16 protein-coding genes are annotated in these 24,777 nt (G+C 45.7%); 12 read left to right on the top strand and 4 right to left on the bottom strand.

The features are described 5' to 3' along the window. Positions 1-118: 118 nt before the first annotated feature. Complete coding sequence (locus RIM23_RS03555; RefSeq protein ID WP_446364509.1) at positions 119-337, bottom strand: hypothetical protein; 219 nt, start codon at positions 335-337, stop codon at positions 119-121. Positions 338-490: 153 nt separating this feature from the next. On the opposite strand from RIM23_RS03555, the gene RIM23_RS03550 reads away from it, so the two are divergent. From RIM23_RS03550 to RIM23_RS03535, 4 genes are all read left to right on the top strand, one after another. Then, complete coding sequence (locus tag RIM23_RS03550; RefSeq protein WP_446364507.1) at positions 491-2,152, top strand: ABC transporter ATP-binding protein; 1,662 nt, start codon at positions 491-493, stop codon at positions 2,150-2,152. A 59-nt stretch (positions 2,153-2,211) separates the two neighbouring features. Continuing rightward, entirely contained in the window at positions 2,212-6,522 is a 4,311-nt protein-coding gene (locus tag RIM23_RS03545) for an SDR family NAD(P)-dependent oxidoreductase (RefSeq protein WP_446364505.1), read from the top strand. Position 6,523: 1 nt separating this feature from the next. Next, a complete protein-coding gene (locus tag RIM23_RS03540; RefSeq protein ID WP_446364503.1) occupies positions 6,524-14,455 on the top strand; it encodes an amino acid adenylation domain-containing protein in 7,932 nt (2,643 codons plus the stop codon). Between the two features lie 458 nt (positions 14,456-14,913). Next, positions 14,914-16,074, top strand: a complete 1,161-nt coding sequence (locus RIM23_RS03535) for an amidinotransferase (RefSeq protein ID WP_446364513.1) — start codon at positions 14,914-14,916, stop codon at positions 16,072-16,074. A 117-nt stretch (positions 16,075-16,191) separates the two neighbouring features. On the opposite strand, the gene RIM23_RS03530 is transcribed toward RIM23_RS03535, so the two are convergent. Then, positions 16,192-16,635, bottom strand: a complete 444-nt coding sequence (locus tag RIM23_RS03530) for a hypothetical protein (RefSeq protein ID WP_446364501.1) — start codon at positions 16,633-16,635, stop codon at positions 16,192-16,194. A gap of 172 nt (positions 16,636-16,807) precedes the next feature. Here RIM23_RS03530 and RIM23_RS03525 point away from each other — a divergent pair, with 172 nt between their 5' ends. The 8 genes from RIM23_RS03525 (at position 16,808) to RIM23_RS03490 (ending at position 22,619) form a co-directional block, all read left to right on the top strand. After that, on the top strand, positions 16,808-17,113 hold the full coding sequence (locus tag RIM23_RS03525; protein ID WP_446364499.1) for a plasmid mobilization protein: 306 nt from the start codon (positions 16,808-16,810) through the stop codon (positions 17,111-17,113). A gap of 16 nt (positions 17,114-17,129) precedes the next feature. Continuing rightward, positions 17,130-18,305 (top strand): relaxase/mobilization nuclease domain-containing protein, encoded by a 1,176-nt coding sequence (locus RIM23_RS03520; RefSeq protein WP_446364497.1) that lies wholly within the window; start codon positions 17,130-17,132, stop codon positions 18,303-18,305. A 101-nt stretch (positions 18,306-18,406) separates the two neighbouring features. Continuing rightward, positions 18,407-19,453, top strand: a complete 1,047-nt coding sequence (locus RIM23_RS03515) for a Fic family protein (protein ID WP_446364495.1) — start codon at positions 18,407-18,409, stop codon at positions 19,451-19,453. 94 nt (positions 19,454-19,547) lie between these two features. Next, positions 19,548-20,234, top strand: a complete 687-nt coding sequence (locus tag RIM23_RS03510) for a response regulator transcription factor (RefSeq protein ID WP_446364493.1) — start codon at positions 19,548-19,550, stop codon at positions 20,232-20,234. Between the two features lie 154 nt (positions 20,235-20,388). After that, entirely contained in the window at positions 20,389-21,513 is a 1,125-nt protein-coding gene (locus tag RIM23_RS03505) for a hybrid sensor histidine kinase/response regulator (RefSeq protein WP_446364491.1), read from the top strand. Positions 21,514-21,667: 154 nt separating this feature from the next. Further along, a complete protein-coding gene (locus RIM23_RS03500) occupies positions 21,668-21,940 on the top strand; it encodes a hypothetical protein (RefSeq protein WP_446364489.1) in 273 nt (90 codons plus the stop codon). Further along, positions 21,937-22,317: a clan AA aspartic protease gene (locus tag RIM23_RS03495; RefSeq protein ID WP_446364487.1), complete on the top strand. Its 381-nt coding sequence runs from the start codon at positions 21,937-21,939 to the stop codon at positions 22,315-22,317. The genes RIM23_RS03500 and RIM23_RS03495 overlap by 4 nt, the downstream gene beginning before the upstream one ends. A gap of 47 nt (positions 22,318-22,364) precedes the next feature. Then, entirely contained in the window at positions 22,365-22,619 is a 255-nt protein-coding gene (locus RIM23_RS03490) for a hypothetical protein (protein WP_446364511.1), read from the top strand. Here the strand turns inward: RIM23_RS03490 and RIM23_RS03485 are convergent. Both RIM23_RS03485 and RIM23_RS03480 read right to left on the bottom strand, forming a co-directional pair. Next, a complete protein-coding gene (locus RIM23_RS03485; RefSeq protein WP_446364485.1) occupies positions 22,522-24,192 on the bottom strand; it encodes an AAA family ATPase in 1,671 nt (556 codons plus the stop codon). The two genes, RIM23_RS03490 and RIM23_RS03485, sit on opposite strands and share 98 nt — an antisense overlap. A gap of 69 nt (positions 24,193-24,261) precedes the next feature. Further along, positions 24,262-24,594 carry a hypothetical protein gene (locus tag RIM23_RS03480; protein WP_446364483.1) on the bottom strand — a complete coding sequence of 111 codons (333 nt, stop codon included), beginning with the start codon at positions 24,592-24,594 and terminating at the stop codon, positions 24,262-24,264. Positions 24,595-24,777: the final 183 nt, after the last annotated feature.

Genomic DNA, 24,777 nt, shown 5'->3' with positions numbered 1-24,777 from the left:
TATCTGCATTATTCTCGGTTTTTAGAGCAATTTGTAATTTTTCTTTTTGCTCAGGTTTCAAATAATCTTTGGCTGGCATATTTTTTTTATTTTTCGGATTTCCTATTTTAATTATACCCTATTTAAATGCCGAACAGCTTACTCCTGCTGCTGTCTCGATGAGCTGCACTAATACTGCTGAAGGCAGTTCCCCCAACTCGGCAGCGGTTATCATTTGGATCAGGGGGGCAGTGGTTGTGCCTTCTGTGTCAGCTAGGGTGACACCTAAAATGACTTTTTGCTGCTGGGGCGATTCTGACTGTGTGAGGGGTAGCCACCGGATTATCAGTGTGAGCATTGTGGGGGGTTGACAGGGGCGGGGGAGAGGAAGCATCATAGAGATAAGATGCAGTCTCAAAACTTTTTGAAGTAATTAACTTTCATCACATATAGTGTTTTCAGATGATTCGTGTACAGCCAAAGCCCTGAAAGTCTTACTCCTTGAATAAAAATGAATCTAGTTTGGTTTATCAAGGAACTTAATAAATACATCGTCCCCTATCGATGGTTAGCCATTCTTCTCATCATTCGTGGACTTTTTGAGGCAGCCTTTGAATCCTCAATCAGAATCAGCTTAAAGTTTATTATCGATGCTGCTATCATTCCTCAAAATTACCGACTCCTAGTTTTAATTCTGCTCTTGTTAGGTGGGGGAGCAATTTTATTTGTATTCATCGGGTTGTTGGGAGATTTTTGGGCAACACGGTTTAGCATTTTAGTCATCAACAATATTCGCTATGCTATGTTCGATCGCCTGCAAAGCCTTTCTATGGAGTTTTTTGGGCGGCGTTCAGCCGGAGATATTGTTAACTGTTTTTCAGTCGATACCGAAAAAGTAGAAAATAGCTTGAACTATGGGCTAGTAATGATTTTAGAACTAGGTAGCATCCTATTTTCTGCTATCTTTATGTTTTCCCTCAACTGGCAGTTAGGTCTGATTAGTTGTATTGGTTTAACCTTCTGCATCCTTGCACCCGCAAAAATTGGTCAAAATGCTACAGAGCAAAACTATCAATTGAGAGAACAAGAAGGACAAATTGCTAATGTAGTTCAAGAAAATATCCTCTCTCAGTCCGTTGTGAAAATATTCGGTTTGCAAGCCCGAACGATTAACAATTTTTCCAAGGATTTGCACAAACTGAAAAAAGTTTATATTCAAGCCAAATTTTCCTCTTATTTAGTCCAAAGGATTCCGACTTTAGTATTTGTCTTTGTCCAACTTGTTATAATCAGTATTGGTGCAGTAATGACCTACTGGAAGTGGATTACGGTAGGTACACTCGTCTCTTATCAGGTTTTATTAGTCGGTTTAAATCTGAACATTCTTAGTTTTACTTTTTCCCTGCCTCACCTAATAGACGGGGTAGCAGCCATGCAGCGCGTCCACCTTCTGTTAGCTGAAGTTCCTCAGGTTCAAGACGCACCGGATGCGATTGAATTGCCCCAATTCAAAAGTGATATTTACTTTGATGATGTTAGCTTTAACTACTCCTCTGATAGAGGCGGGGTGAAAAATCTATCGCTGAAGATTCGCCAAGGAGACTTGGCGGTATTTGTCGGTCAGAGTGGCGCGGGCAAAAGTACGATTGTCAATTTACTGACGCGATTTTATGACCCGGATAAGGGACGCATTCTCTTTGATGGAGTTGATTTGCGCGACTGCACTATACGCTCGCTCCGTTCTCAGATTGGATTGGTTTCTCAAGAGGTGATTTTGTTTAATGGCTCGGTGCGGGAAAACATCCGCATGGGGTATCTGGAAGCGAGTGATGAAGAGGTAGAAGCTGCCGCTAAATCGGCAGAAATTCACGATTTTATTTTGACTTTACCTCAAGGTTATGACACTCCTGTTGGCGACAGGGGGGGACAGTTATCAGGGGGACAACGGCAAAGAATTGCTCTAGCTAGGGCGTTGGTGAGAGAGCCAGCAATTCTGATTCTCGATGAAGCTATGTCAGCATTAGACCCGGCGACTGAAGCTGGAATTCTCGCCACTATCGAACGCATCACCCAAGACCGCACTGTGATTTTCATTACCCACAGCATGGCTCATGCGTTGCGTGCGGATGTCATGTTCGTGATGGATTCCGGTTGTCTGGTTGTGAGTGGTTGACCAAAGGATTTGATTCAACTCTTAAAGACTATCTGTAAAATTCAACTGAACTAAATTAAATGATTTCGTCTTTTAACAATCCAAAAATCCCGGTTGCCCAACAGACAAACCAATCTCTGGAGAATGATACAGATAAACAGATTGCGGAGTACTTGCAGAGTCTAAAGACCAAAGTAGAAAAAGCTCTGTTATCAAACCCATTAGTTGACGACTGTGCTGTTCTAATTAGGGAAACGGCAACCTGCCAACCCGAATTAGTTGTTTACATCGTCTCAACTCTGCCCATATCCCCAGAGCAAATCCAATCCCAACTGCAAGGGATTGTATCAAAAGCTTTGCTGCCAAAAGCTTACGTGCCAGTTTCCACCATACCTTTGACAGCTACAGGACAGGTGGATGAAGCTGCACTAGCTAGATTAGAAGTTATTGACTCTGACTTGATAAATACTATAGAAGAGCAACTACAGTCATGGTCAGAAATAGATCGGGTTGCGGTAGTCGTTGAGCCACTCCTTAAGGATATTTCCCCTCTCCATTTAGACGATTTGCTACCCGACCGTCAAGCGATGCCTGCGGCTGTCTACGCCAACGCCCCTGAAGATAGCCAGACTCAGACACAAGTAACCACACTCAGCGAGAAGATAGAAAACAAGTGTTCGTCAGAGGCAAAAAAGCTAGCCATCAGTCACGGAGAACCGCTGCACTACCCGGAAGATGCTCCCAAAACTTTAGGAGAGGTACTCCAACGAGCTGCTCAACAGTCAACTAAAGGTATTGTCTACATTCAACCTGATGGCACCGAGAGCGTTCAATCGTATCAAGAATTATGGCAAGAAGCCCAAAGAATTTTAGCTGGGTTGAAAAAGCTAGGACTCAAACCCCAAGACAAAGTAATTTTTCAACTAGAACACACTCAAGATTTCATTCCTGCTTTTTGGGGCTGTGTGCTAGGGGGCTTTGTTCCGGTGCCAATATCCATAGCCCCAACCTACGAGCAAGTCAACAGTACCACAAGCAAACTCCAGAATGCTTGGCAAATGCTGGGAAAACCCCTCGTGCTGGCAGGTGCTTCTTTAACTCCTAAAATTCGGGGTTTGTCAAGCCTTTTAAATTTAGAAAACTTTCAAGTTGAAACTATTGATAAGCTGCGCTCTTGCGAACCGGATTTTAACTGGCATAGCAGCCAGCCAGAAGATTTAGCGATTTTGCTTTTGACTTCTGGAAGCACTGGCATACCTAAGAGTGTGATGCTGAATCATCGCAATTTATTGAGTATGTCGGCTGGCACAGTTTTAATGAATAATTTTTCCAGCCAGGACACTACTTTAAACTGGATGCCTTTGGATCATGTGGGTGCTTTGGTATTTCTCAGTATTATGGCTGTTGATTTAGGGTGCCAGCAAATCCATGTGCCTACTGACTTGATTCTACAAAATCCACTCTTGTGGCTAGATTTGATTGACTGCCATAAAGCTACGATTAGTTGGGCACCTAATTTTGCCTTTAATTTGATTTGCGATCGCGCTGAAGATATTAATCAAAAGCACTGGGATTTATCTTCGATGCGGTTTCTGGTAAACGCTGGGGAAGCTATTGTAGCTAAAATAGCGAGGAATTTCCTTCAGCTGCTTCGCCGCCACGGTTTGCAGACCAATGCCATTCACCCGGCTTTTGGTATGTGCGAAACCTGTTCTGGTATTACCTGGTCTGACAGTTTTTCCCTAGAATCTTCATCGGATGACGCTTCATTTGTGGAACTGGGACTTCCCATCGCTGGTGCTTCGCTACGCATTGTTGATGAAAATGAACAAATAGTTACAGAAGGTACGATTGGTCGTTTACAGGTTAAAGGGGCTTCGGTTACCTCCGGTTACTATCAGAATCCACAAGCAAACCAAGAAGTTTTTACCTCGGATTGCTGGTTTAATACGGGAGATTTAGGATTTCTCCGTCAAGGACGTTTAACGATTACCGGGCGGCAGAAAGATGTGATTATTATCAATGGACTTAACCACTACTGCCACGAAATAGAAGCGGCTGTCGAAGAAGTTGAAGGAGTAGAAGTCTCTTATACAGCAGCTTGTGCTGTCCGAGTTACTGGAAGCAATACTGATAAATTAGCCATCTTTTTCAATCCAAAACTTCCTGATGACGAGGGTTTGGTGAATCTCCTCAAGGAGATTCGCGATTCTGTAGTCAACAAGGTGGGATTAAATCCAGATTATCTAATTCCAGTAGATAAAGAAATTATTCCCAAAACCGCCATTGGCAAAATTCAGCGCTCCCAACTTAGTCAGCGCTTCAATGCAGGTGAGTTTAAACCAATTCTCAAGCGGGTTGATATATTACTGGGCAATGCCAATACCATTCCTGACTGGTTCTACCGGATTGTCTGGAAGCCAAAATGCCCCGTTACTTTTAATTTTTCTGAGCCTCTAATCAATCCCACTCTAGTATTTCTCGATTCGTTCGGATTGGGGGCATATTTGTGTCAAATCCTGTCACAGCATAACCAGCCATACATAACTGTTTCATCTGGGCAAGATTTTCGACAAATCAGTCGCTCACGCTATACAATCGCTCCAGGGAAAGCGGAGCATTATCGACTCTTAATCGAATCTCTGGCAGCAGATAACATTATCATCGGGCAGATACTTCACCTATGGACTTATGACGAGTATATCGAGGAAGTCTCTAGTTTAGAAGCTCTCGAACAAGCACAAGAACAAGGAATATACAGTTTATTGTTCCTAGTTCAAGCCCTAGCCAAAGTTCAGGGTTCTGACCATTGGGTTCAATTGTTATTCATTTCCAGTCATATCCAGTCCATTTCGTCAACTGACCCAATAGCTTATGAAAAATCCTCAGTACTGGGACTGCTGAAAACCATTCCCCAAGAACTGCCCTGGTTAAACTGTCGCCACATCGATTTACCATTCGATGGCGTTGAAACAAATGGGGCTTATATTTTACAAGAACACTTCGTCTCCTCAAAAGAACGAGAAGTAGCCTACAGGAATGGGCAGCGTTTCGTTCCGCGTCTAGAAAAAGTGGATTTGCCAAGCTTCCCCAAACACCCAATTCCCTTCAAGCAAGGAGGAACTTATCTTCTCAGCGGGGGACTGGGAGGTGTGGGTATCCAGATTGCCCAGTATCTACTGAAACATTACCAAGCTCGGCTTCTGTTGGTCGGAAGAACTCCTTTACCCCAAAAAAGTACTTGGATTACCCATCTAGAGCAAGAAGATGCTATCTCGCAGCGCCTGAAAGCTTACCAGGAACTTCTTCAGCTTGGGGGAGAGGTAATTTACGAAACTGTTGATATCTGTGACGAAAAGCAGTTGCTGACAATAGTCGAAAAAGCTAAAGCCCGATGGGGGAAAAATTTGGATGGAGTAATCCATTTAGCTGGAACATTCCACGAGCAGCTTGTAGTTGAACAAACTCAGGAGAACTTAGCAGCAGTGCTTCGTCCCAAGATGTTGGGTGCTTGGGCGCTGCATCAACTGATAAAAGACAATGCCGAAAGCATTTTCCTCAACTTTTCTTCCGTCAATGGTTTCTTTGGAGGCACTGCTGTAGGCGCTTATGCTGCTGCCAATAGTTTTCTCGATCGCTTTTCCCATTACCAAAAATACAAAAGTGCATTGCAAAGCCATTGTTTTATTTGGAGTATGTGGGATGAGACAGGGATGAGCCAGGGGTATCAGATGAAGAATCTGAGCCGTGCGAAAGGTTTTTATGCCATGCCCTCCTCTCCAGCGATATCTTCAATGCTTGCTGGTTTACACCACGACTCTTCATACCTATTTATAGGGTTGGATGGCAGCAAGCCAAACATTCAACGTTGGCAACCTGAAGCCCAAGGAGAGCAGAAATTAACTGCCTATTTTACTGCTAGTAGTAGTTCCTCTGTTGTTAAATTACCAGATTTGAAGCTACAAGACCGCTTTGGAACTCCCTGCACCTGCAACTTAGTTCAATTGTTAGAAATGCCCCTCACCCAGAGTGGCAAAATTGACAGAGACAAATTAGTTCAGCGATTTACTCATCAGGAAGCTTCCAAGAACGTAGCACCCCGGAACGAGGTAGAACGACAGATTGCTCAAATTTGGCAGCAAGTTTTAGGTATCCCGCTTCTAAGCATTCACGACAACTTCTTTGAACTTGGGGGAAATTCCCTTCTGGCAACGCAACTAATCTCTCGGTTGCGCGACGCTTTTTCTCTTGAATTGTCTTTACACCGTTTATTCGCATCTCCTACTGTAGCTGACTTAGCCCATAACCTTGAGGCGCTGAAAACTACATCAGAAGACGGGGGCGCATTTATGACTGACACAGAAGAAGAATACGAAGAAGGTTATTTATAAAATGACAACAGTTGAATTTTTGTCTTCACTTAACAGTTTAGGCATCAGAATCTGGATTGAAGATAACCAGCTCCGCTATCGCGCCCCCAAGGGAGTAATCACATCAGCCCTTAAACAGGAACTGGTGGAGCGGAAAACAGAAATTATTGCTTTTTTGAAAGAAGCAAAAACCGCTAAACAATTTACTTCTGAACCTATACTGGCTGTTAAGCGAGATAGCGATTTACCTTTATCCTTTCCTCAGCAGAGGATGTGGTTTCTCTATCAGTTAGATAGTCAAATCCCCTTTTACAATGAAAGTCTACAATTTCGGATTATTGGTGCGCTGAATGTATCAGCCTTAGAGCAGAGTATCAACGAGATTATCCGCCGTCACGAAGCTTTGCGAACTATCTTCCTTACGGTAGATGGAGTCGCGGTGCAGCGGATTCTCCCCACCTTAACTGTAAATATATCAGTGGTGGACTTACAAGGTTTAAAAGAAGCCGAAGTTCAACAGATAATTACTAAAGAAGTTCATCAACCTTTTGACTTAGGCAAAGCTCTATTGTTGCGAGTCACTTTGCTACGCCTGGAGCCAGGGTTTCACCTGTTGATACTGACCCTACACCACATCATTATAGATGGCTGGTCAATGGGAATATTCATCAAAGAATTATCCGCCCTCTATCAAGCCTTTGCTACTGGTTCTCCAACGCCATTACCTGAGTTAACTATCCAGTATGGTGACTTCACTATTTGGCAGCGACAGTGGTTGATTGAGGAATTGCAACAACGGCAGTTTGACTACTGGAAGCAACAATTAGCAGATGCACCGCCGTTATTGGAATTACCAACAGATTATCCTCGTCCTTCGGTTCAAACTTTCTCGGGTGCGATTAAAGAATTTAAACTCAACTCAAATTTAACCGCGCAACTCAAAACCTTGAGCCAAAAGTCAGGAACTACTCTGTTTGTGACATTGCTGGCGGCTTTTGCTGTCTTACTCCATCGTTACAGCGGTCAGGATGATATTTGTATTGGCTCCCCGTTTGCTAACCGCAACCGTACAGAACTTGATTCACTAATTGGCTTTTTTGTCAATACTTTGGTGTTGCGTACTCAAATCAAAGAGAATCCCAGTTTTTCAGATTTTCTCAACCAAGTGAAGCAGGTTGTCCTGGATGCTCACGCCCACCAGGATGTTCCTTTTGATCAAGTGGTAGAAGCCTTGCAGCCAGAACGTTCTTCCAGCTACAATCCCCTGTTTCAGGTGATGTTTGCCCTAGAGAATTTTTCGCTGGATGCTTTGGAGTTACCCAATATGACCATGACTCCAGAGCTAGTAGAACGGGGGACGGCTCAGTGTGATTTGAGTCTGTTACTTTGGGAGACAAAAACAGGATTAATGGGAGTGTGGGAATACAACACCGACCTGTTTGATGATGCTACTATCGCTCGAATGGCGGGACATTTCCAAACCGAACTTGAGGGAATTGTAGCCAATCCACAGCAGCGAGTCTCAGAATTGCCGTTGCTTACACAACAAGAGCGACATCAACTGCTCTTTGAGTGGAACAATACTACAAAAAAATATTCTCAGGATAAGTGTATCCATCAGTTGTTTGAAGAGCAGGCGGCTCTAACACCTGATGCGGTGGCAGTGGTTTTTGAAGGAGAACAACTCACATATGGGGAATTAAACCGACGCGCCAACAAATTAGCTCACTACCTGCAAAGCTTGGGAGTCAGACCAGAAGTTTTGGTGGGTCTGTGCGTCGAGCGTTCCTTCGACATGATTGTAGGACTCTTAGGCGTACTCAAAGCAGGTGGTGCTTATGTCCCTATAGACCCCGCCTATCCTTCTGAGCGCATTGCTTATATGCTCGATGATTCACGGCTGCCAGTTTTACTGACTCAACAAAAACTGGTTGCCTCGTTACCAGAGCATCAAGCACAGGTAGTCTGCTTGGACGCTGATTGGGAAAAAATCTCTGCTGAAAGTGAACTTCCTCCCCAAAGTGATGTAACACCAGAAAACTTAGCTTATGTCATTTACACTTCCGGTTCAACTGGAAAACCTAAAGGAGTTCTCATCGCCCACTCAGGGCTGCTAAATCTGATTTTCTGGCATCAACGCGCCTTTTTGCTCACATCATCAGACCGAGCTACTCAACTAGCCGGAACAGCATTTGATGCTTCTGTGTGGGAAGTATGGCCAACTTTAGCATCGGGAGCGAGTATTTATTTAATCGAGCCAGAGATTCTTCTGTCTCCAGAAAAACTGCGTGACTGGCTGTTGACCAAACAGATAACCATTACTTTTATTCCTACTCCGATAGCAGAAAAGCTGTTGTCTGTGCAATGGCCCAAAAACGGAGCTTTGCAAATCATGCTGACGGGTGGGGATAAGCTTCATCAGAATCCATCAGCTTCAATTCCCTTCAAGGTAGTCAATAACTACGGACCAACCGAGAACACTGTGGTCACGACTTCTGGGTTGGTTTTATGTGATGGCACAGATAATACATCACCTCACATTGGTCGTCCGATTGATAACACTCAAGTTTATATTCTCGATCGCTATCTCCAACCTGTTCCCATTGGGGTTCCTGGGGAACTCTACATTGCCAGCGTCTCCTTAGCGCGAGGATACCTCAACCGTCCCGATTTAACTGAAGAAAAATTTATCCCCAATCGCTTTAGCAATGAACCGGGTTCTCACCTGTATAAAACTGGTGATAAAGCACGTTATTTACCAGACGGTAACATCGAGTTTTTGGGTCGCATTGACAATCAGGTGAAAGTTCGCGGCTTCCGCATCGAACTGGGAGAAATTGAAGCGGTACTCACCCAGCATCCCGGTGTAAGAGAAACTGCGGTCATCGCAAGAGTTAACCTTTCCGGTGACAACCAATTAGTAGCTTATATTGTGCCGCATCAGGAAGGAACACCCACAATTACTGACCTGCGCCGCTTCTTAAAAGAGCAACTGCCGGAGTACATGGTGCCAAGTGCTTTTGTTGTGCTGGAGGCACTGCCCCTGACACCCAATGGTAAAGTAGACCGTCGCGCCTTACCCGCCCCCAATTTGCGGAAAGAACTGGAAGAGTCTTTTGTCGCTCCTCGAACTCCAATTGAGGAAATGCTAGCTAGCATTTGGGGTAACATCCTCTTAATTGACCAAGTAGGCGTTCATGACAATTTCTTTACCTTGGGTGGACATTCCTTATTAGCCGCTCAAGTGATTTCGAGGGTGCGCGATACAATATCCATCGAATTACCATTACGCAGTTTGTTTGAAGCTCCCACGATTGCCGAATTAGCCGAGTGGGTTGAGAATTCGCTCAAGAACGGACAATCTGTACAAGCTCTGCCTTTATTACCGATTCCAAGGTCAGAGTCCATCCCATTATCCTTCGCTCAAGCAAGGTTGTGGTTCCTCGATCGGTTACAACCAAACAGTGCCTTCTACAACATCCCGCTTGCTTTGCGTCTTAGCGGTCAGCTCAATATAGCGGCGCTACAGAGCAGCATAAACAAAATTATCCAGCGGCATGAAGCGTTACGCACCAACTTCGCGACGGTAGAAGGTCAGCCCGTTCAAGTTATCGCCTCAACTCTCAATTGTCAACTACAAGTGGTGAACTTGTTGCACCTTCGAGAAAGCGACCGAGAAATCGAGGCGCAACGATTGGTAAATGAACAAGCGAATCGACCTTTTAACCTGGAACGAGAGCCTTTACTCCGGGGTACGGTACTACAGCTAGGTGAAACAGAGTACGTCTTACTGCTCACCATGCACCACATTATTTCTGATGGTTGGTCGCTGGGCGTATTCGTTAGAGAATTAACACAACTTTACAAAGCCTTCTGCATAGGAGCGGCTCCAAGTTTACCAGAGTTGCCAGTACAATATGCCGACTTTGCGGTTTGGCAGCGGCAGTGGTTGCAAGGAGAAATACTGGTTCCCCAGCTTGACTACTGGAAGGAACAACTATTAGACGCTCCGGCTTTATTAGAATTGCCGACCGACCGACCGCGACCGGCTGTTCAAACTTTCCGGGGAGGATATTACTATACAGCCCTTTCTCTTGAATTGAGTGCGGAACTTACCGCTTTAAGCAAGCGGGCGGGAGTCACTCGGTTTATGACGCTATATGCAGCGTTTGTGACATTGCTCTACCGATACTCAGGGCAAGATGACATCGTAGTAGGGACGCCTGTAGCTGGTCGCAACCGACGGGAAATTGAAGGGCTAATTGGCTTTTTTGTCAATACCTTAGTGCTGCGTACCGACCTATCGGGCAACCCCAGTTTTGAGCAGTTACTCAATCGAGTCCGGGAAGTGGCGCTCGGGGCTTACGCGCATCAAGACCTACCCTTCGAGCAGTTGGTAGAGGCATTGCAACCAACGCGAGACTTAAGCTACACACCTTTGTTTCAGGTGATGTTTGCTCTTGACGACGCTTTAGTGCCTGCTGTGGAACTGCCTGAGTTAACGGTAAGTTCTTATGCCGTTGAAATCGGCACAGCCAAGTTTGATTTGACCCTATCAATGGAGAATACGGCTGATGGATTGGTAGGAGTATGGGAATACAATGCTGACCTGTTTGATGAGGTCACGATCGCTCGGATGGCGGGACATTTCCAGACTTTACTGGAAGCGATCACAGCCAATCCTATTCAGCCGAATTTAGAATTGCCCCTGCTGACACAACGAGAGCGCCACCAGCTATTAGTCGAGTGGAATAATACCACAACAGACTATCCTCAGGATAAGTGTATCCATCAGTTATTTGAAGAGCAGGTGGCTCTAACACCTGATGCGGTGGCACTGGTATTTGAAGGAGAACAACTGACCTATCGAGAATTAAATGCAAGAGCTAACCAACTCGCTCATTACCTGCGATCGCAGGGCGTAGAGCCAGAAGTTTTGGTTTGCATCTGTGTCGAGCGTTCCTTAGAAATGATAGTAGGACTCTTAGGCATTCTCAAAGCTGGGGGCGCTTACGTTCCGCTCGACCCCACGTACCCGTCTGAACGATTGGCTTTCATGCTTGAAGACTCGGCTGTGCCAGTGCTGCTGACTCAACAACGGTTAGTTAACAGACTGCCCCAGCATGAAGCAGAGGTAGTCTGCCTAGATACACAATGGGAGGCGATCGCCCAACACAGCTCCGAAAACATTGCCTGCGGCGTAAATGCCTCAAACTTAGCTTATGTCATTTACACCTCCGGCTCGACCGGAAAACCAAAGGGAGTAACCATCCAGCATCGGTCTTTGGTGAACTATACCACTGCCGTCAGTATTGAATATGAGATAGAGAAGCGTGATCGCGTTTTGCAGTTTGCCTCGATTAGTTTCGATGCTAGTGCCGAAGAAATCTACACCTGCCTGATTTCGGGTGCAACACTCGTATTGCGTACCGATTCCATGTTGGATTCGATTGGTGTATTTTTGCAGAAGTGCAGGGATTGGGAAATAACCGTACTGGCGTTGCCAACAGCCTATTGGCACGAACTTACAGCAATATTAAGCCAAGAAAATTTTGCACTCCCCCCATCATTACGCTTGGTCAGCATTGGCGGAGAAAAAGCACTTCCCGAACGATGGAAAACTTGGATTGAGTATGTAGGGCAACAAGTGCGTCTGGTGAATATTTACGGTCCTACAGAAGCCACTGTGGGGACAACGATATGCGAGTTATCAGCAGCCAATCCAGCATCAAATCAAGTGCTGATCGGTCGTCCGATTCGGAATGTCCAAACCTACATATTAGATCGGTATCAACAGCCTGTACCTATAGGCGTTCCGGGTGAGTTGCATATTGGCGGTGCAGGACTAGCGCGAGGCTACCTCAACCGTTCCGATTTAACCCAAGAGAAATTTATCCCCAACTCCTTGGGCAATGAGCTAGGTGAGCGCCTCTACAAAACCGGAGACAAAGTTCGCTACCTAAGTGATGGCAACATCGAATACCTTGGTCGCATTGACAATCAGGTGAAGATTCGCGGCTTCCGCATCGAACTGGGAGAAATTGAAGCGGTACTCAGCCAGCATCCCGGTGTAAGAGAAACTGCGGTTATCGTCAGAGAGAATGTTCCAGGCAATAAGCAATTAGTAGCCTACACCGTCCCTTTTCAGGAACCAGCACCCACAAATAGTGACCTGCGCCACTTCTTAAAAGAGCAACTGCCGGAGTACATGGTGCCAAGCGCTTTTGTAACTTTGGAGTCCTTACCGCTAACTCCCAACGGCAAAATAGACCGCCGCGCTTTACCTGCACCCCTATGCTGCCACAAGGAACAGGAAGATAATTTTGTTGCACCAACTACCCCGACTGAAAAAATCCTAGCAGCTATCTGGGCTGAAGTTTTGGGACTGCAACAGGTAAGTATTAACGACAATTTCTTTGAATTGGGGGGACATTCTCTTCTAGCCACCTCTGTTATCTCTCGCATTCAAGAAGCTCTTTCTATTGAACTTGCCCTGCGCCATCTGTTTGAATCACCCACCATCGCTTCCCTGAGCAAGGTGATAGAAACTGCGCCTTCTGCTGGGTCACAGGAGCAATCTTCAAGCAGCAGGACATCTGACACCCTACCACCTCTCGCCCATCAGAGAGAAGACGCGCTCATCCCGCTGTCTCTTGCACAAGAGTATATCTGGTACGTCCAGCAGTTGAATCCTGACAGTTCCGTCTGCAACAGCGGTGTTGATTTACGTTTCATAGGAACCCTTTCTCCAGAAGTGTTGGAAAAGAGCATCAACGAGATTATCCGCCGTCATGAAATTCTGCGTACTACCTTTACTGTCGTGGAGGGTCAACCCGTGCAGGTCATCGCCCCATCCTTGACCCTACCGTTAAAGATAGTGGACTTACAAGACCTACCTCCTGCCGAACGAGAAGCTTCAGCTCAAAGACTTGCTGCTGAAGAAGCAGGTTACCACTTTGACCTTGAAGACGGCCCATTAATGAAGACAACGTTGCTGCGGTTAGCTCGCCTAGAGCATTGGCTGTTAATACCGATGCACCACATTATCACAGATGGCTGGTCAATTGGTATCTTTGTTCAGGAGTTAGAAACGCTATATAACGCCTTCTCAAACGGCTTGCCTTCTCCGCTCTCTGAATTGCCATTGCAATACGCTGACTTTACTCTCTGGCAGCGGAAGCAATTTAATGAAGAGGTACTGGCTCATCAACTTTCTTATTGGCTTCAAAAGCTGGCTGACACCCCACAACCCCAAGATATCCTGCCAAAAGAACAGCCCAAGCCCAAGCCCCACATCCAACGCTCATCTTCCTATTCTCTCGTTTTGAGGGAAAAACTTGTCGCATCAATCGAAGCCCTAAGCCGCTCTCAGGGAGTTACTACCTCCGGCATCATCATTGCTGCTCTGAAGCTCCTTTTGTTCAAATGGAGCAGACAAAGCGACATTCTAATGGTGGCGACTATTGGCAATCGAAGTATGCCAGAAGCTGAAAAATTGCTTGGTTGCTTTATCAATGACGTAATTTTGCGCTCAAAGCTTGATGACGAACAAACAGGACTGGTTCTTTTAGAGCAGCTCAAAGAAACACTCAGTGAAGCGCTTGAGAATAAAGAGGTTCCCTTACAAAAAATCATTGAAGCGCTCGGCAGGGTTAGAGATTTTACTCCTTCTGCAAGCGTTACTATAGTTCCTCCAGTCGAAAATTGGAAAAGCCCAATCCTAGAGGTTGAAGAACTGGTAACAAATTCTTCTAAAGACGAACTCTGGGACGAAGCTATCCCTCTAGAACTTTATGTCTGTTTGCCGAATGAAGATTCTCAAACCATTGAAATCGCTCTGTTGTACAGTACAGAGTTGTTCACCCGTGAAACCATAGAGTACCTGTTTAGTTACTATCAGGAAATCCTACAGAAGCTTGTTGAATACCCCCAAACTAAGCTTTCTGAATTTTAGCGAGGTAAGGATAACTGATTTAAGGAGACGATTGAGTCATTGAGTTGTGTTGTGGAAGATAAATGTGGAAGATAAATTGCCTGATGTCATTTAGCACTTTGTTTGGAAAAAAATGCCTTTAACTCGAAAAATTCAGAAATTGACTACTGGAATCGTCTTTGGAGTGTAGAAGCTCAAAAAGCAACTTCGGTTAAGCTTATACACTCCTTCACAGGGATTGCCAGTACCTAACAACAGACTTGAAAAAGAAAAGGTCTAGAGCGCCTCAAGCAGAATCTCATGTCTCACCCTCTGAACCTTTTTATCGTTACCAACTGGTTGCTTCCGCCTTGCATAACCAGTGAGAGCGAGTTAAGTAGGCGTGCCTACTGTGCGGTTGGCAGCAATTGATAGGCACGAGTAAACGTGTGGATGGATAAAGCATCCCAATAACTTTATTACAGGAGCAAAAAAAAGTGTTGCAGTTGAAACAAACCCATAGCATAGTATCTGAACGGCAACTTCCAGTCGTTAACAGCTACAACGAATGGGACCCTCTCAAAGAAGTCATTGTGGGTTGCGTAGAGGGCGCGGTAGTTCCGAAGTTAGAGCCTGCCCTCCAGACAAACACATCCCCCCAAAACTTGTGGTTTTTCCAAAAGTATGGCGGTCAACCCTTCCCACAAGAACTTGTAGAAGCTGCCTCAAAAGAACTCAACGAGTTTTGTCGGGTTTTAGAAGCATTAGGTGTCACCGTTCGCCGACCCGATCTCATCGACTTTTCCCAGACCTACAAAACTCCAGATTTTGAAGCTTCCGGCTTCTATGCCACTATGCCTCGCGATGTCCTTCTCGTCGTCGGCAATGAAATTATTGAGGCACCGATGGCTTGGCGATCGCGCTTTTTTGAATACCGCGCTTACCGTTCCTTGATGCTCGAGTACCTGCGGCGGGGGGCTAAGTGGACAACGGCTCCTAAGCCTTCAATGTCAGACGAATTTTATGATGTTGAGTACGCCACAAAACCCATCGAACAACGGTATGCTCTTACCGAAAAAGGGCAATTTGTGACTAGAGAGCTTGAACCCAGCTTTGACGCTGCTGACATTGTACGCTTTGGGCGAGATTTGTTTGTGCAGCGCAGTCATGTCACTAACGAGATAGGGATTACCTGGCTCAAACGGCATCTGAGCGACCAATTCCGGGTTCATGTCGTCAAATTCCCAGATCTTAATCCCATGCACATTGATGCCTCACTCGTACCGCTCCGACCGGGATTAGCATTAGTGAACCCCGCAAGACCTTGCATTCAAACCGAGCTTTTCAAGAAAGCTGGTTGGGAACTGGTAGAAGCGGCTCCCTCCACCCTTCCCGACAACTGGCCCATGTATATGTGCAGCAGTTGGGTGTGCATGAATATTTTGAGCTTAGATCCCAAAACAATCTTTGTGGAAAAGCAGGAGGAACCCATGCAGAAACTCCTCAAAGATTTAGGATTCAAAGTGATTCCGGTCGATTTCCGTCACGTCTACACCTTCGGCGGGTCATTTCACTGCGTGACTTGTGATGTGCGGCGGGACGGTCAACTTGAAGAATACGGCTTTGCTGAACCTTTTGAAGAAGATGAGCTTGAGGGATAGGAAAGCTAGTTAACCATGAGTACGTTCTAGAATCTCGCGACCATTGCACGGTAGCTTAACGGGAAAGATTAATGGTAACTAGGATTGTTTTAAAGTGTGTCGATAAACCCTAACAGCTTATTCACTGTATGGAAGTAATGCCGACAGCGCGATATTGAATTTGTTGGGTAGTGCCAAACGTTGCTGAACCACCCAAACGGCGGCTAAAGTTTTGGCGATCGCTCTTTCGTATTTGAGTTCCCCGAGTCCTGGATTGCCGTGAAAGCGATGCTTGGCTAGATGTCCCACGGCGGTATAGGTATCGTGACTGCCTACCCATGCCGAATACTCCGGGGAGGCATTGCCAATCCTTGAGTTTGTATAGTCTCGTAAAGACTCTGCCGAAACCACAGAAACTTCTGGAGACATGGCAAAGGAGAAGCTGTGGGATTTGCCGAGAACATCCTTGGCATTTTCAACAGGTACTTTCTCCGCAATTACCTTCGTATCTGACCCGCCAAAGTCGATGGAAATCACCACCTGAGGCATAACAGTTTTTGGAGTTGTTGTTGCTTTAGCCATAACTTTTAAGGATGGAACATTCTTGCATCAACGCTGTTCTCACCCTAGCTAACCCTTTAAACAAGGCACATCGACCAAGTGGCTAAACTGAATTAGCCTAAAGGCTAATGGGCAAAACCGTCCAGAAACTTGTAAAGTGAAAACGATGGCTTTTGTGAGACTTAAAGAAACAATGTCACCCAAATCACGTCGCACAGAACTCGTAAAAATTCGTCTGACCAGTGAAGAGAAAGTGCTAATTCAACAACGAGCCGCCAGCCACAATCTGAGAATCTCGGCTTACCTGCGACATCAGGGACTCAATCGCCATACTCCCCGGCGGATTAGTGAGGTGGCTTTGCTCACCTATGAGGAACTTGGTCGCATTGGTAAGAAACTCGACCAGTTAGCCACGGCGACGGATGAACCCGATTTACTTGAGCAACTTAAGCAACTGATTAAGCAAGTGCGTCTGGAAATTACTGGGGCAAATCTTTAGTGTTTTGAATGTTAAAATGATTGGCAAATTGGTCAAGGGGAATAACTTTACAAAATGCCTCAATTATGTTCTCAATAAACAGGGGGCAACGCTCATTGGTGGGAATATGGCTGGAGAGAACCCCAGTGAATTAAGTGGAGAATTCAGCATCTGCCACTTTCTCAACCAGCGAGTGACTAAACCCGTTTGTCATATATCGCTGTCGCTACCCCAACGCGACCATCTGGATGACCGGACCTGGTGTGAAATTGCCGGACGTTACCTCCAAGCCATGGGGTTTACCCGCAACCAATATATCGTGGCACGGCATACCGACACGACACACGACCACGTCCATATCGTTGCCAGTCGGGTTAGGCTTGATGGCACTTGTGTTCAGGATTCCTGGGACTATAGGCGCACTCAGCAGGTACTGTCTCAAATTGAAGCTGAATATAGGCTAACACCGACAAGAGCAGACCGAGAACGCCGCGCTCCGACGACGGGACAAATGCGGCGATACCGGAAAGAACAGGTTAACTATGCCAATGGTAAGCGCTACCAACCCCCAGAGTTACCTGTTATCCGACAGCTACAACGGATCATTGATGACAATACTCGGGACTGTCCCACCCTGACACAGCTAGTATCTAGACTCCAGCAATCTGATGTCACGGTGCGTCCGGCTATGACCGCTGAGGGTGAGGTTATGGGCATTAGTTTTGGACTCAATGGTATCAATTTTCCCGGTTATAAGCTGGGGAACGCCTATTCTTTACCGGGACGGCAAAACTATCGGGGAGTGGAGTGGGATGCAAAACGGGACGTAGTGGCTCTATCCCCAATCTCCTATGCTAATTCTGAATCGATAGCAGGGCAACCCGACTCTGTTCAACAGCAGTTTACTCAGACTGTTGCTCCAATTGTCGCTCAGATGCTCTATTCGCTGTCCACCCTCCAACATCGGGGAGATATTTATACCGCCTATTGGCAAACGCAGGAGGAAACGCGGGTGCTGGTGTTAGAGCGCAATGCTGACGGGGAGCGGTTGATGAAAGCTAAGTATGAGTCAAAGCCAGGGTTAGAAGCCGGACAATGGACGCAGGTGGAGCAATCTCGACTCACTGCTGCAGATGTTGAGCAGTTTATGCTGATAAGTAGAGCCATTCACAATCCAAAATACTCGGCGAGAAGGGCTTCACTTTCTAAATAATGATAAAGCTCAAGAGAATGAATTTGTCAGTTGAATCTGATTACTGTACCGATGTTATTGGAGAGTGAAGAAGGGTTAAGAGGTTATGAGGCAAAATTAACATGAAATCATTTGAACAAGGGTTCATTGAACAGCAACCGATTAATCAAAGACTGCTGCAAACGATTCGCTTGATTGGAGAGTATAAGGGTAAGCAGGAGTTGTTTAAGGAACAAGCGCCCCAAGTTCTGGAAACGTTGCGCCAAGCGGCGGTGATTCAGAGTACGGAGTCTTCTAACCGGATTGAAGGGATTACGGTACCGTTGGAGCGGATTAAAAAGCTGGTTACGGAAAAAACAACACCACGCGATCGCTCGGAACAGGAAATTGCTGGGTATCGGGATGTCCTGACAACGATTCACACTAGCTATGCCCATATTCCGTTTACGCCGAATATTATTTTACAACTTCATCGTGACCTTTACCAGTTTGCTGTTAATACAGGGGGGCGCTGGAAAACGGTGGATAATGAAATTAGTGCCACCTATCCGGATGGGACTAAGGTGGTCAGGTTTCGACCGACTCCCGCTTATGCGACGCCTGTGGCAATGGAACGTTTGCATGACCAGTTTAATCGCCTTTGGCAGTCGAGTGAGATAGAGCCGTTATTGCTTATTCCGACCTATGTTCTGGATTTTTTATGTATTCACCCGTTTTTAGATGGGAATGGGCGAATGGCAAGGTTGATTACCCTATTGCTACTTTATAAAGCGGGTTATGAGGTGGGGCGGTTTATTAGTTTGGAGCGGATTGTCGAGAGAACTAAGGAAAGTTACTATGATACGCTGTATCAGTCTTCCCAAGGTTGGCATGAAGGAGAGCATAACTTATTACCATGGTGGGAATATTTTTTGGGAGTGATGGTGCTGTCGGCGTATCGGGAGTTTGAGACAAGGGTAGGGGTGGTTACGTCTACGAGGGGAACGAAAACGGCAATGGTGTTGGATGTGATTAACAATTTGCCTAGGGAATTTTCGATTCGAGAGTTGCAGGAGCGATGTCCAACGGTGGGAATTGATTTGATTCGTCGTATCTTGCGTCGGGAGCGAGATGCTGGACGTTTGACTTGTCAGGGACGTGGGGTGGATGCGCGTTGGCAGAAGCAATAAATTATTCCTAATTTGTAATTCATTCTTAAAAATGAACTTCTATAAACCTGATTTTTAGGAGCGTTTATTTTCTGAATCAAAAGCTGGAGAAGGTATGGAATTGACGAAAAAATATAAGGTTTTGATTGTCGAAGACCATGAGTTTACTCGCATGGGGATCGGGCTAGTCTTGAAAAAAGAAAAAGCGAAAAGTCATAATGCTAATATTAATCTTGAGCTGGTGGGGGAATGCGGGACAGCCGCTCAATGCCTGCAATTAAATCGCTCGGTTCAACCGGATATAATTATTGTAGATATTGGGTTGCCCGATATGAATGGCATTCAATTAACTAAAGCGTTGAAGACTGGCGATTGTCAGGGGAAGAGGGACTATGGGATTCCTAAGGTTCTTATTCTCACGTCTTGGAATAGTCAGGAGGTTGTTTTAGCCGCGTTCGAGGCGGGAGCAGATTCTTATTGCCGGAAAACGCTAGACCCATCTCTACTTTACCCGGCAGTTAAGGCTACGGCGCTTGGTGAGAATTTTATCGACCTAGCTATTGCTAGTGTGGTGCTAAGTTATTGCCAAAGTTATCAGTCTACTCAAGGGGAATCACGAGCAAGTTCTCATCAAAGTGATCCAAAAAAGGCTAATGGGGATTATAATTTAAGTCCCAGAGAGTACGAGGTTTTGGAATTGATTGTCAATGGCTATAATAATTCAGAAATTGCCCAGCAACTGTACCTGAGTGTGGCATCTGTCAAGGTATACAGCGCTTTGCGCTGTAATAAAGTACAGTAAATAAAAGTCCCCCTTTTTAAGGGGGATGCGAGGGGGATCGACAATGTACCGCATAGCAGAGCAAACTGCTGTATGTGCGGAATCTGTTTAGAAAGTTGGCTTGTGAACGCCGCACGCAAATTGCTGTCCAAGCGTTACGGGAAGGGATACTATCTTGAGAGCGCTTTCCCATCACCGTATCCGTATTTTAGTGGTGGATGATACACCGATTAATGTTGAGTTGATTAAACTCATTCTCAAGCGGCAAGGCTATTTTGTAAAGAAAGCGAGTTCGGGTGAGGAATGTTTGCAACGGCTCAAAGGTTTTTACCCCGATTTGATTTTAATGGATGTGCGTTTGCCGGGGATAGATGGGATTGAGGTCACTCGGCGAATTCGCCGTAATCCTCACTTACGCAACCTGCCAATTTTGTTGATGACGAGTCAGGTGGAAGAGGATTCACCGAACTCGCTGGTTGTTCAGGGGTTGGACGCGGGGGCTGAGGATTTTATTCATCGTCCCATTGCTGAGGCGGAAATGCTACCGCGAGTGAGGTCATTACTGCGGTTGAAAAAAAGCCTGGAAGCGAGAGATGAGTTGATGGCGTGTTTAACCCATGATTTAAATACGCCGTTGGTTGCTAATCAGGGGATGTTGAATTTTTTGTGCGAGGGGGGATGTGGAGAATTATCGGCGGAAGCGATAAAAGTGCTGCGGTTGATGCAGGAAAGTAACCAAGGGCTGCAAGATTTGGTGCAGAAGTTTTTAGCGGTTTCTAAGTTTGAAGCCGGGGATAAAAAGTTGAATTTATCCCCGGTGAATTTACAGAAGTTGCTCAAGGATGTAGTGGAACAACTCCAGTTTCTGGTGGCTGAAGGGGTGAGTCTATCACTGGAAGCGAGTCGTGAATTTCAGGGAGATGCCTGGATTGAGGGCGACCGCGTGGAATTGCACCGAGTTTTTACTAATTTGGTGCGTAATGCGATTAAGTTTACTAGCAAGGGGTTTATAAAGATACGATACCGCAAATCGCGGTCGATTGATGGGATAGTTATTGTTATCCAAGATACGGGATGTGGTATTCCTCCGGTAAAGCAACGGGAATTATTCCGGCGGTTTCGGAGTGGGCAACATAGAATTGATTCTCTGCCCTCTGCGGGTATGAATCCTCGTTCGGGTAGTGGGTTGGGATTGTATTTAACTCAACTTATTGTTAATGCTCATTCTGGGCAGATTGGTTGCAAATCTGTTGTGGGCAAAGGTACGATTTTTACGATTCGGTTGCCGGTTAAGCAGTGATGTGTAAAATGGATGATAGATCGCATTTTCCCAGAAACCGACTTGATGAAAGCCTGCTACTCGTTCAGTTGAGGGAATGGGTAGGGGTAATGGCGTTCGACCCTCTACCGACTCAGCTAAAATAATTAAAAAGCACAAAGCAGGTGTAATTATCATGCAGGCTATTTTTTGGACTGTAGAAGAAGTTGCCCACAGAGCTAAACAGTTTTACGAAAATGGCATTCGTCAACAGGTTGAGTGTGATGATAACATTGGCAGGATGATTGTGATTGATGCGGAAACGGGCGAATACGGCATTGATAAAACTGGCGTAGAAACAGCCTTAAAGTTAAAGCAGAAAAAACCAAATGCCAGGTTATTTACGATGCGGATTGGTTATGATGTTGCTGTCAGCTTTGGGGGGGCGATTGAGCGTACTGTCAAATGATTTACGGGAGATTGATTGACAGCAAAGCGATAGTGCCAGTAATTTTTCGTTTACCGACACAACCCGATTTTTCTATCGATTTTATTATCGATACTGGATTCAACGACCATCTTACCTTACCACCGCAAGCAGTCAGTGCGATGAATCTCCCGTTATATTCGAGTACGCTTGCCAGATTAGCCGATGGTAGGGAGGCGTTGTTATCTATACATTTAGCAACAATTGTTTGGGACAATCGAGAAAAAGTAGTCCCTATTTTAGCGTCTGGTTATAAGCCTTTATTGGGAACGGCATTGATGGAAGGATATCATCTGGAGATTGATTTTGAAGACAATGGTTTAGTTTCCTTAGAACAAATTCCACCCTCGACTTCATAGATTCTGAACGACAAACGTCAGTCACCTCACCTGAATGCTAGACCAAAATCGGCAGCGTTCGGATTCTCTATCTAGCTGTACCCACTCTAATCTATAACAGCTTATTTCAACTTGATTTCCCAGCCTCAATGCTGCAAGAAAATACCGGAAAAATGAGGGTTTATAACATTGAATTGGAGAAAATTTCACGACGAATCATTGTCACTAATAAATATCATCCACTTGAGGTTGAGCATAGACCGAGCTATCCGGCGAAGACGCAGGTAACGATACCCGTTGCGCGTTGCGACGCATCGCCGTAATCCGCTCCGCATCACGTAACGCCAATGGGTTAATTGTAGACCGCTCGGATAACAAATCTGCCACATCAATCCGACCAGGATGACCCTCACAATATGCCTTAGTTGCTGCCTTGGAAACAATAGTGGCAACTTCTGAATTCGAGCATTTGTGGGTTCGTTTCAAAACACTCATCCACTGCTCAAAACTATAAGCATCTCCGGCGACAAACCGAGAATCATATTTAGCTAAATGCTTGACAAATACATCTTTCCGCTCTCCAGCATTGGGCAAATCCACAAAGTACAAATAATCAAACCGTCCGGCTCTCGTCAACTCAGGCGGTAAATAGTTTAACCTATTAACACTCGCCAAAACCAATACCGGCGCCGTTCTATCATTCATCCACGTTAACAACTTTCCAGTTAATCGACGAGCCACACCCCCATCCGCATTCGAGTCAAACCCCGCTAACCCTTTATCCATATCATCAAAGTACAACACTACCGGAGCGCAGCTTTCAGCCAGCATTAGTAACCGCCTGAGATTGGCTTCACTTTCAGCCGGCGTAATACCAATCAACGCCCCCCAATCTGCCAAAATTAAAGGCACACCCATCCGTTGAGCGCAACGCCTCGCCCCATAGCTTTTTCCTGTACCCGGAGGTCCCACCATTATCACTCCTTTGGGAATTGACAGGTTATACTTTTGGGCTTCGGGTTCCAAGAGTCGGGCAAATTTAGTAAACTCTTCTTGGAGTAAATCTAATCCCCCTAACTCGACATCGGGTTCAGCCACAAACTGAATGTTGAATCGCTTTAATTTAGCGATTTTGTAATCCATTATCAAAGTGGAACTGTGACGAGTCAAGCTGCCTTGTTGAGTAGCAATCAGTCTTAACCCAGACTCAATTTCCGATAAAGTTAACCCCGCCGCCGCCCGACTTAATCTATCTCGTTCTTGCTGATTCAGACTAATAGCAATTCCCCGGTCAGAGGCTAAACGGGGGAGAAATATTTCCAGGTGATTGCCAATTTCTAAGACGGAAGGGAGGGGAGTAACCACAACCGGAATCGCCTCTTCAAGTTCCGGGGAAAGCGTAGCCGTTGCGCCCAGAAGGAGTAAGCGTTTTACCTGACCCGTGCTTTGAGAGAACTCTCGTAAGGAGGTGGCTAAGTTCAAAATCTGAGAACTGAGATAGTCGCTCAGCCATAAATACTTTGAGTCACCGGAAAAAGTCGCTGGTTTGCCACTCAGCCACGGTAACAAATTCTCCACAATAAAAATCCCACTTTGGGGGAAGTCTTGCAAGAACTGTAAAATCTGAAATTGTTCGGCTATCTCCTCAGTGGAAACATCGGGGGGATGGTAGTCGGTTACTGGAGTGTAAATTAGAGATTTAGTCTCTGCACGTTCAGTCACGCGAGTTAATACCCTCTGACCCAAATTCCAAAGATAGCAATCGACCCCCATAGGATTAGCACAGTGTTGGAGAACATACGTGAGAAACTTTACTTTTTCCTGGTGGGGGGATTCGCAGGCAATAACGGGTTCGCCGGATACTAATAAATCCGGGAGGTCGTTTAAATTCGGCATAATCTTCGCTTGGCTTGAATTCTAGAGGCTCAATCTTGGGAGTTAGCTCGGCATTTTCCCATTCTGGGTTTATCTGTTCGCTTTTCTTGTAGCTTTTGCTTTTTGACCCTTCGCTTGGCTCAAGGGCATATTTTTGACTTCGCCAAACTTCGGACTCCAGAATGTCCCTTTTTTTGTCCAAAAATAAGCGACATCCTTACATTTATAGTGGCGAGAAGCGGGATTGGCACACCGTAGCATTTTTTTAGGCTGACCCTCTTTCTGGTATTCATACAGTTCCAACGATTTGCCACAACTTGGACAAGAATACTCGGTTAATTTAGAGGGGTCAGGTTTCGGTACAGAACGAGGGGAACGGGGCAGGGTAAGCTCATCTAATTTGGTATAAATTGTACTTGACAAAAGTAATACTCATTATGGAGGAAGACGAAGGGGGGAAAGCGATCGCGCCCCTAACGGGGTAAGCCACAACTGTGATCAGGCGGTCATTATGGAGGAAGACGAAGGGGGGAAAGCGATCGCGCCCCTAACGGGGTAAGCCACAACTGTGATCAGGCGGTCATTATGGAGGAAGACGAAGGGGGG

Source organism: Coleofasciculus sp. G3-WIS-01 (assembly GCF_040223135.1).
Lineage (GTDB): Bacteria > Cyanobacteriota > Cyanobacteriia > Cyanobacteriales > Coleofasciculaceae > Coleofasciculus.
This window is presented reverse-complemented; position numbering and strand designations above follow the sequence as displayed.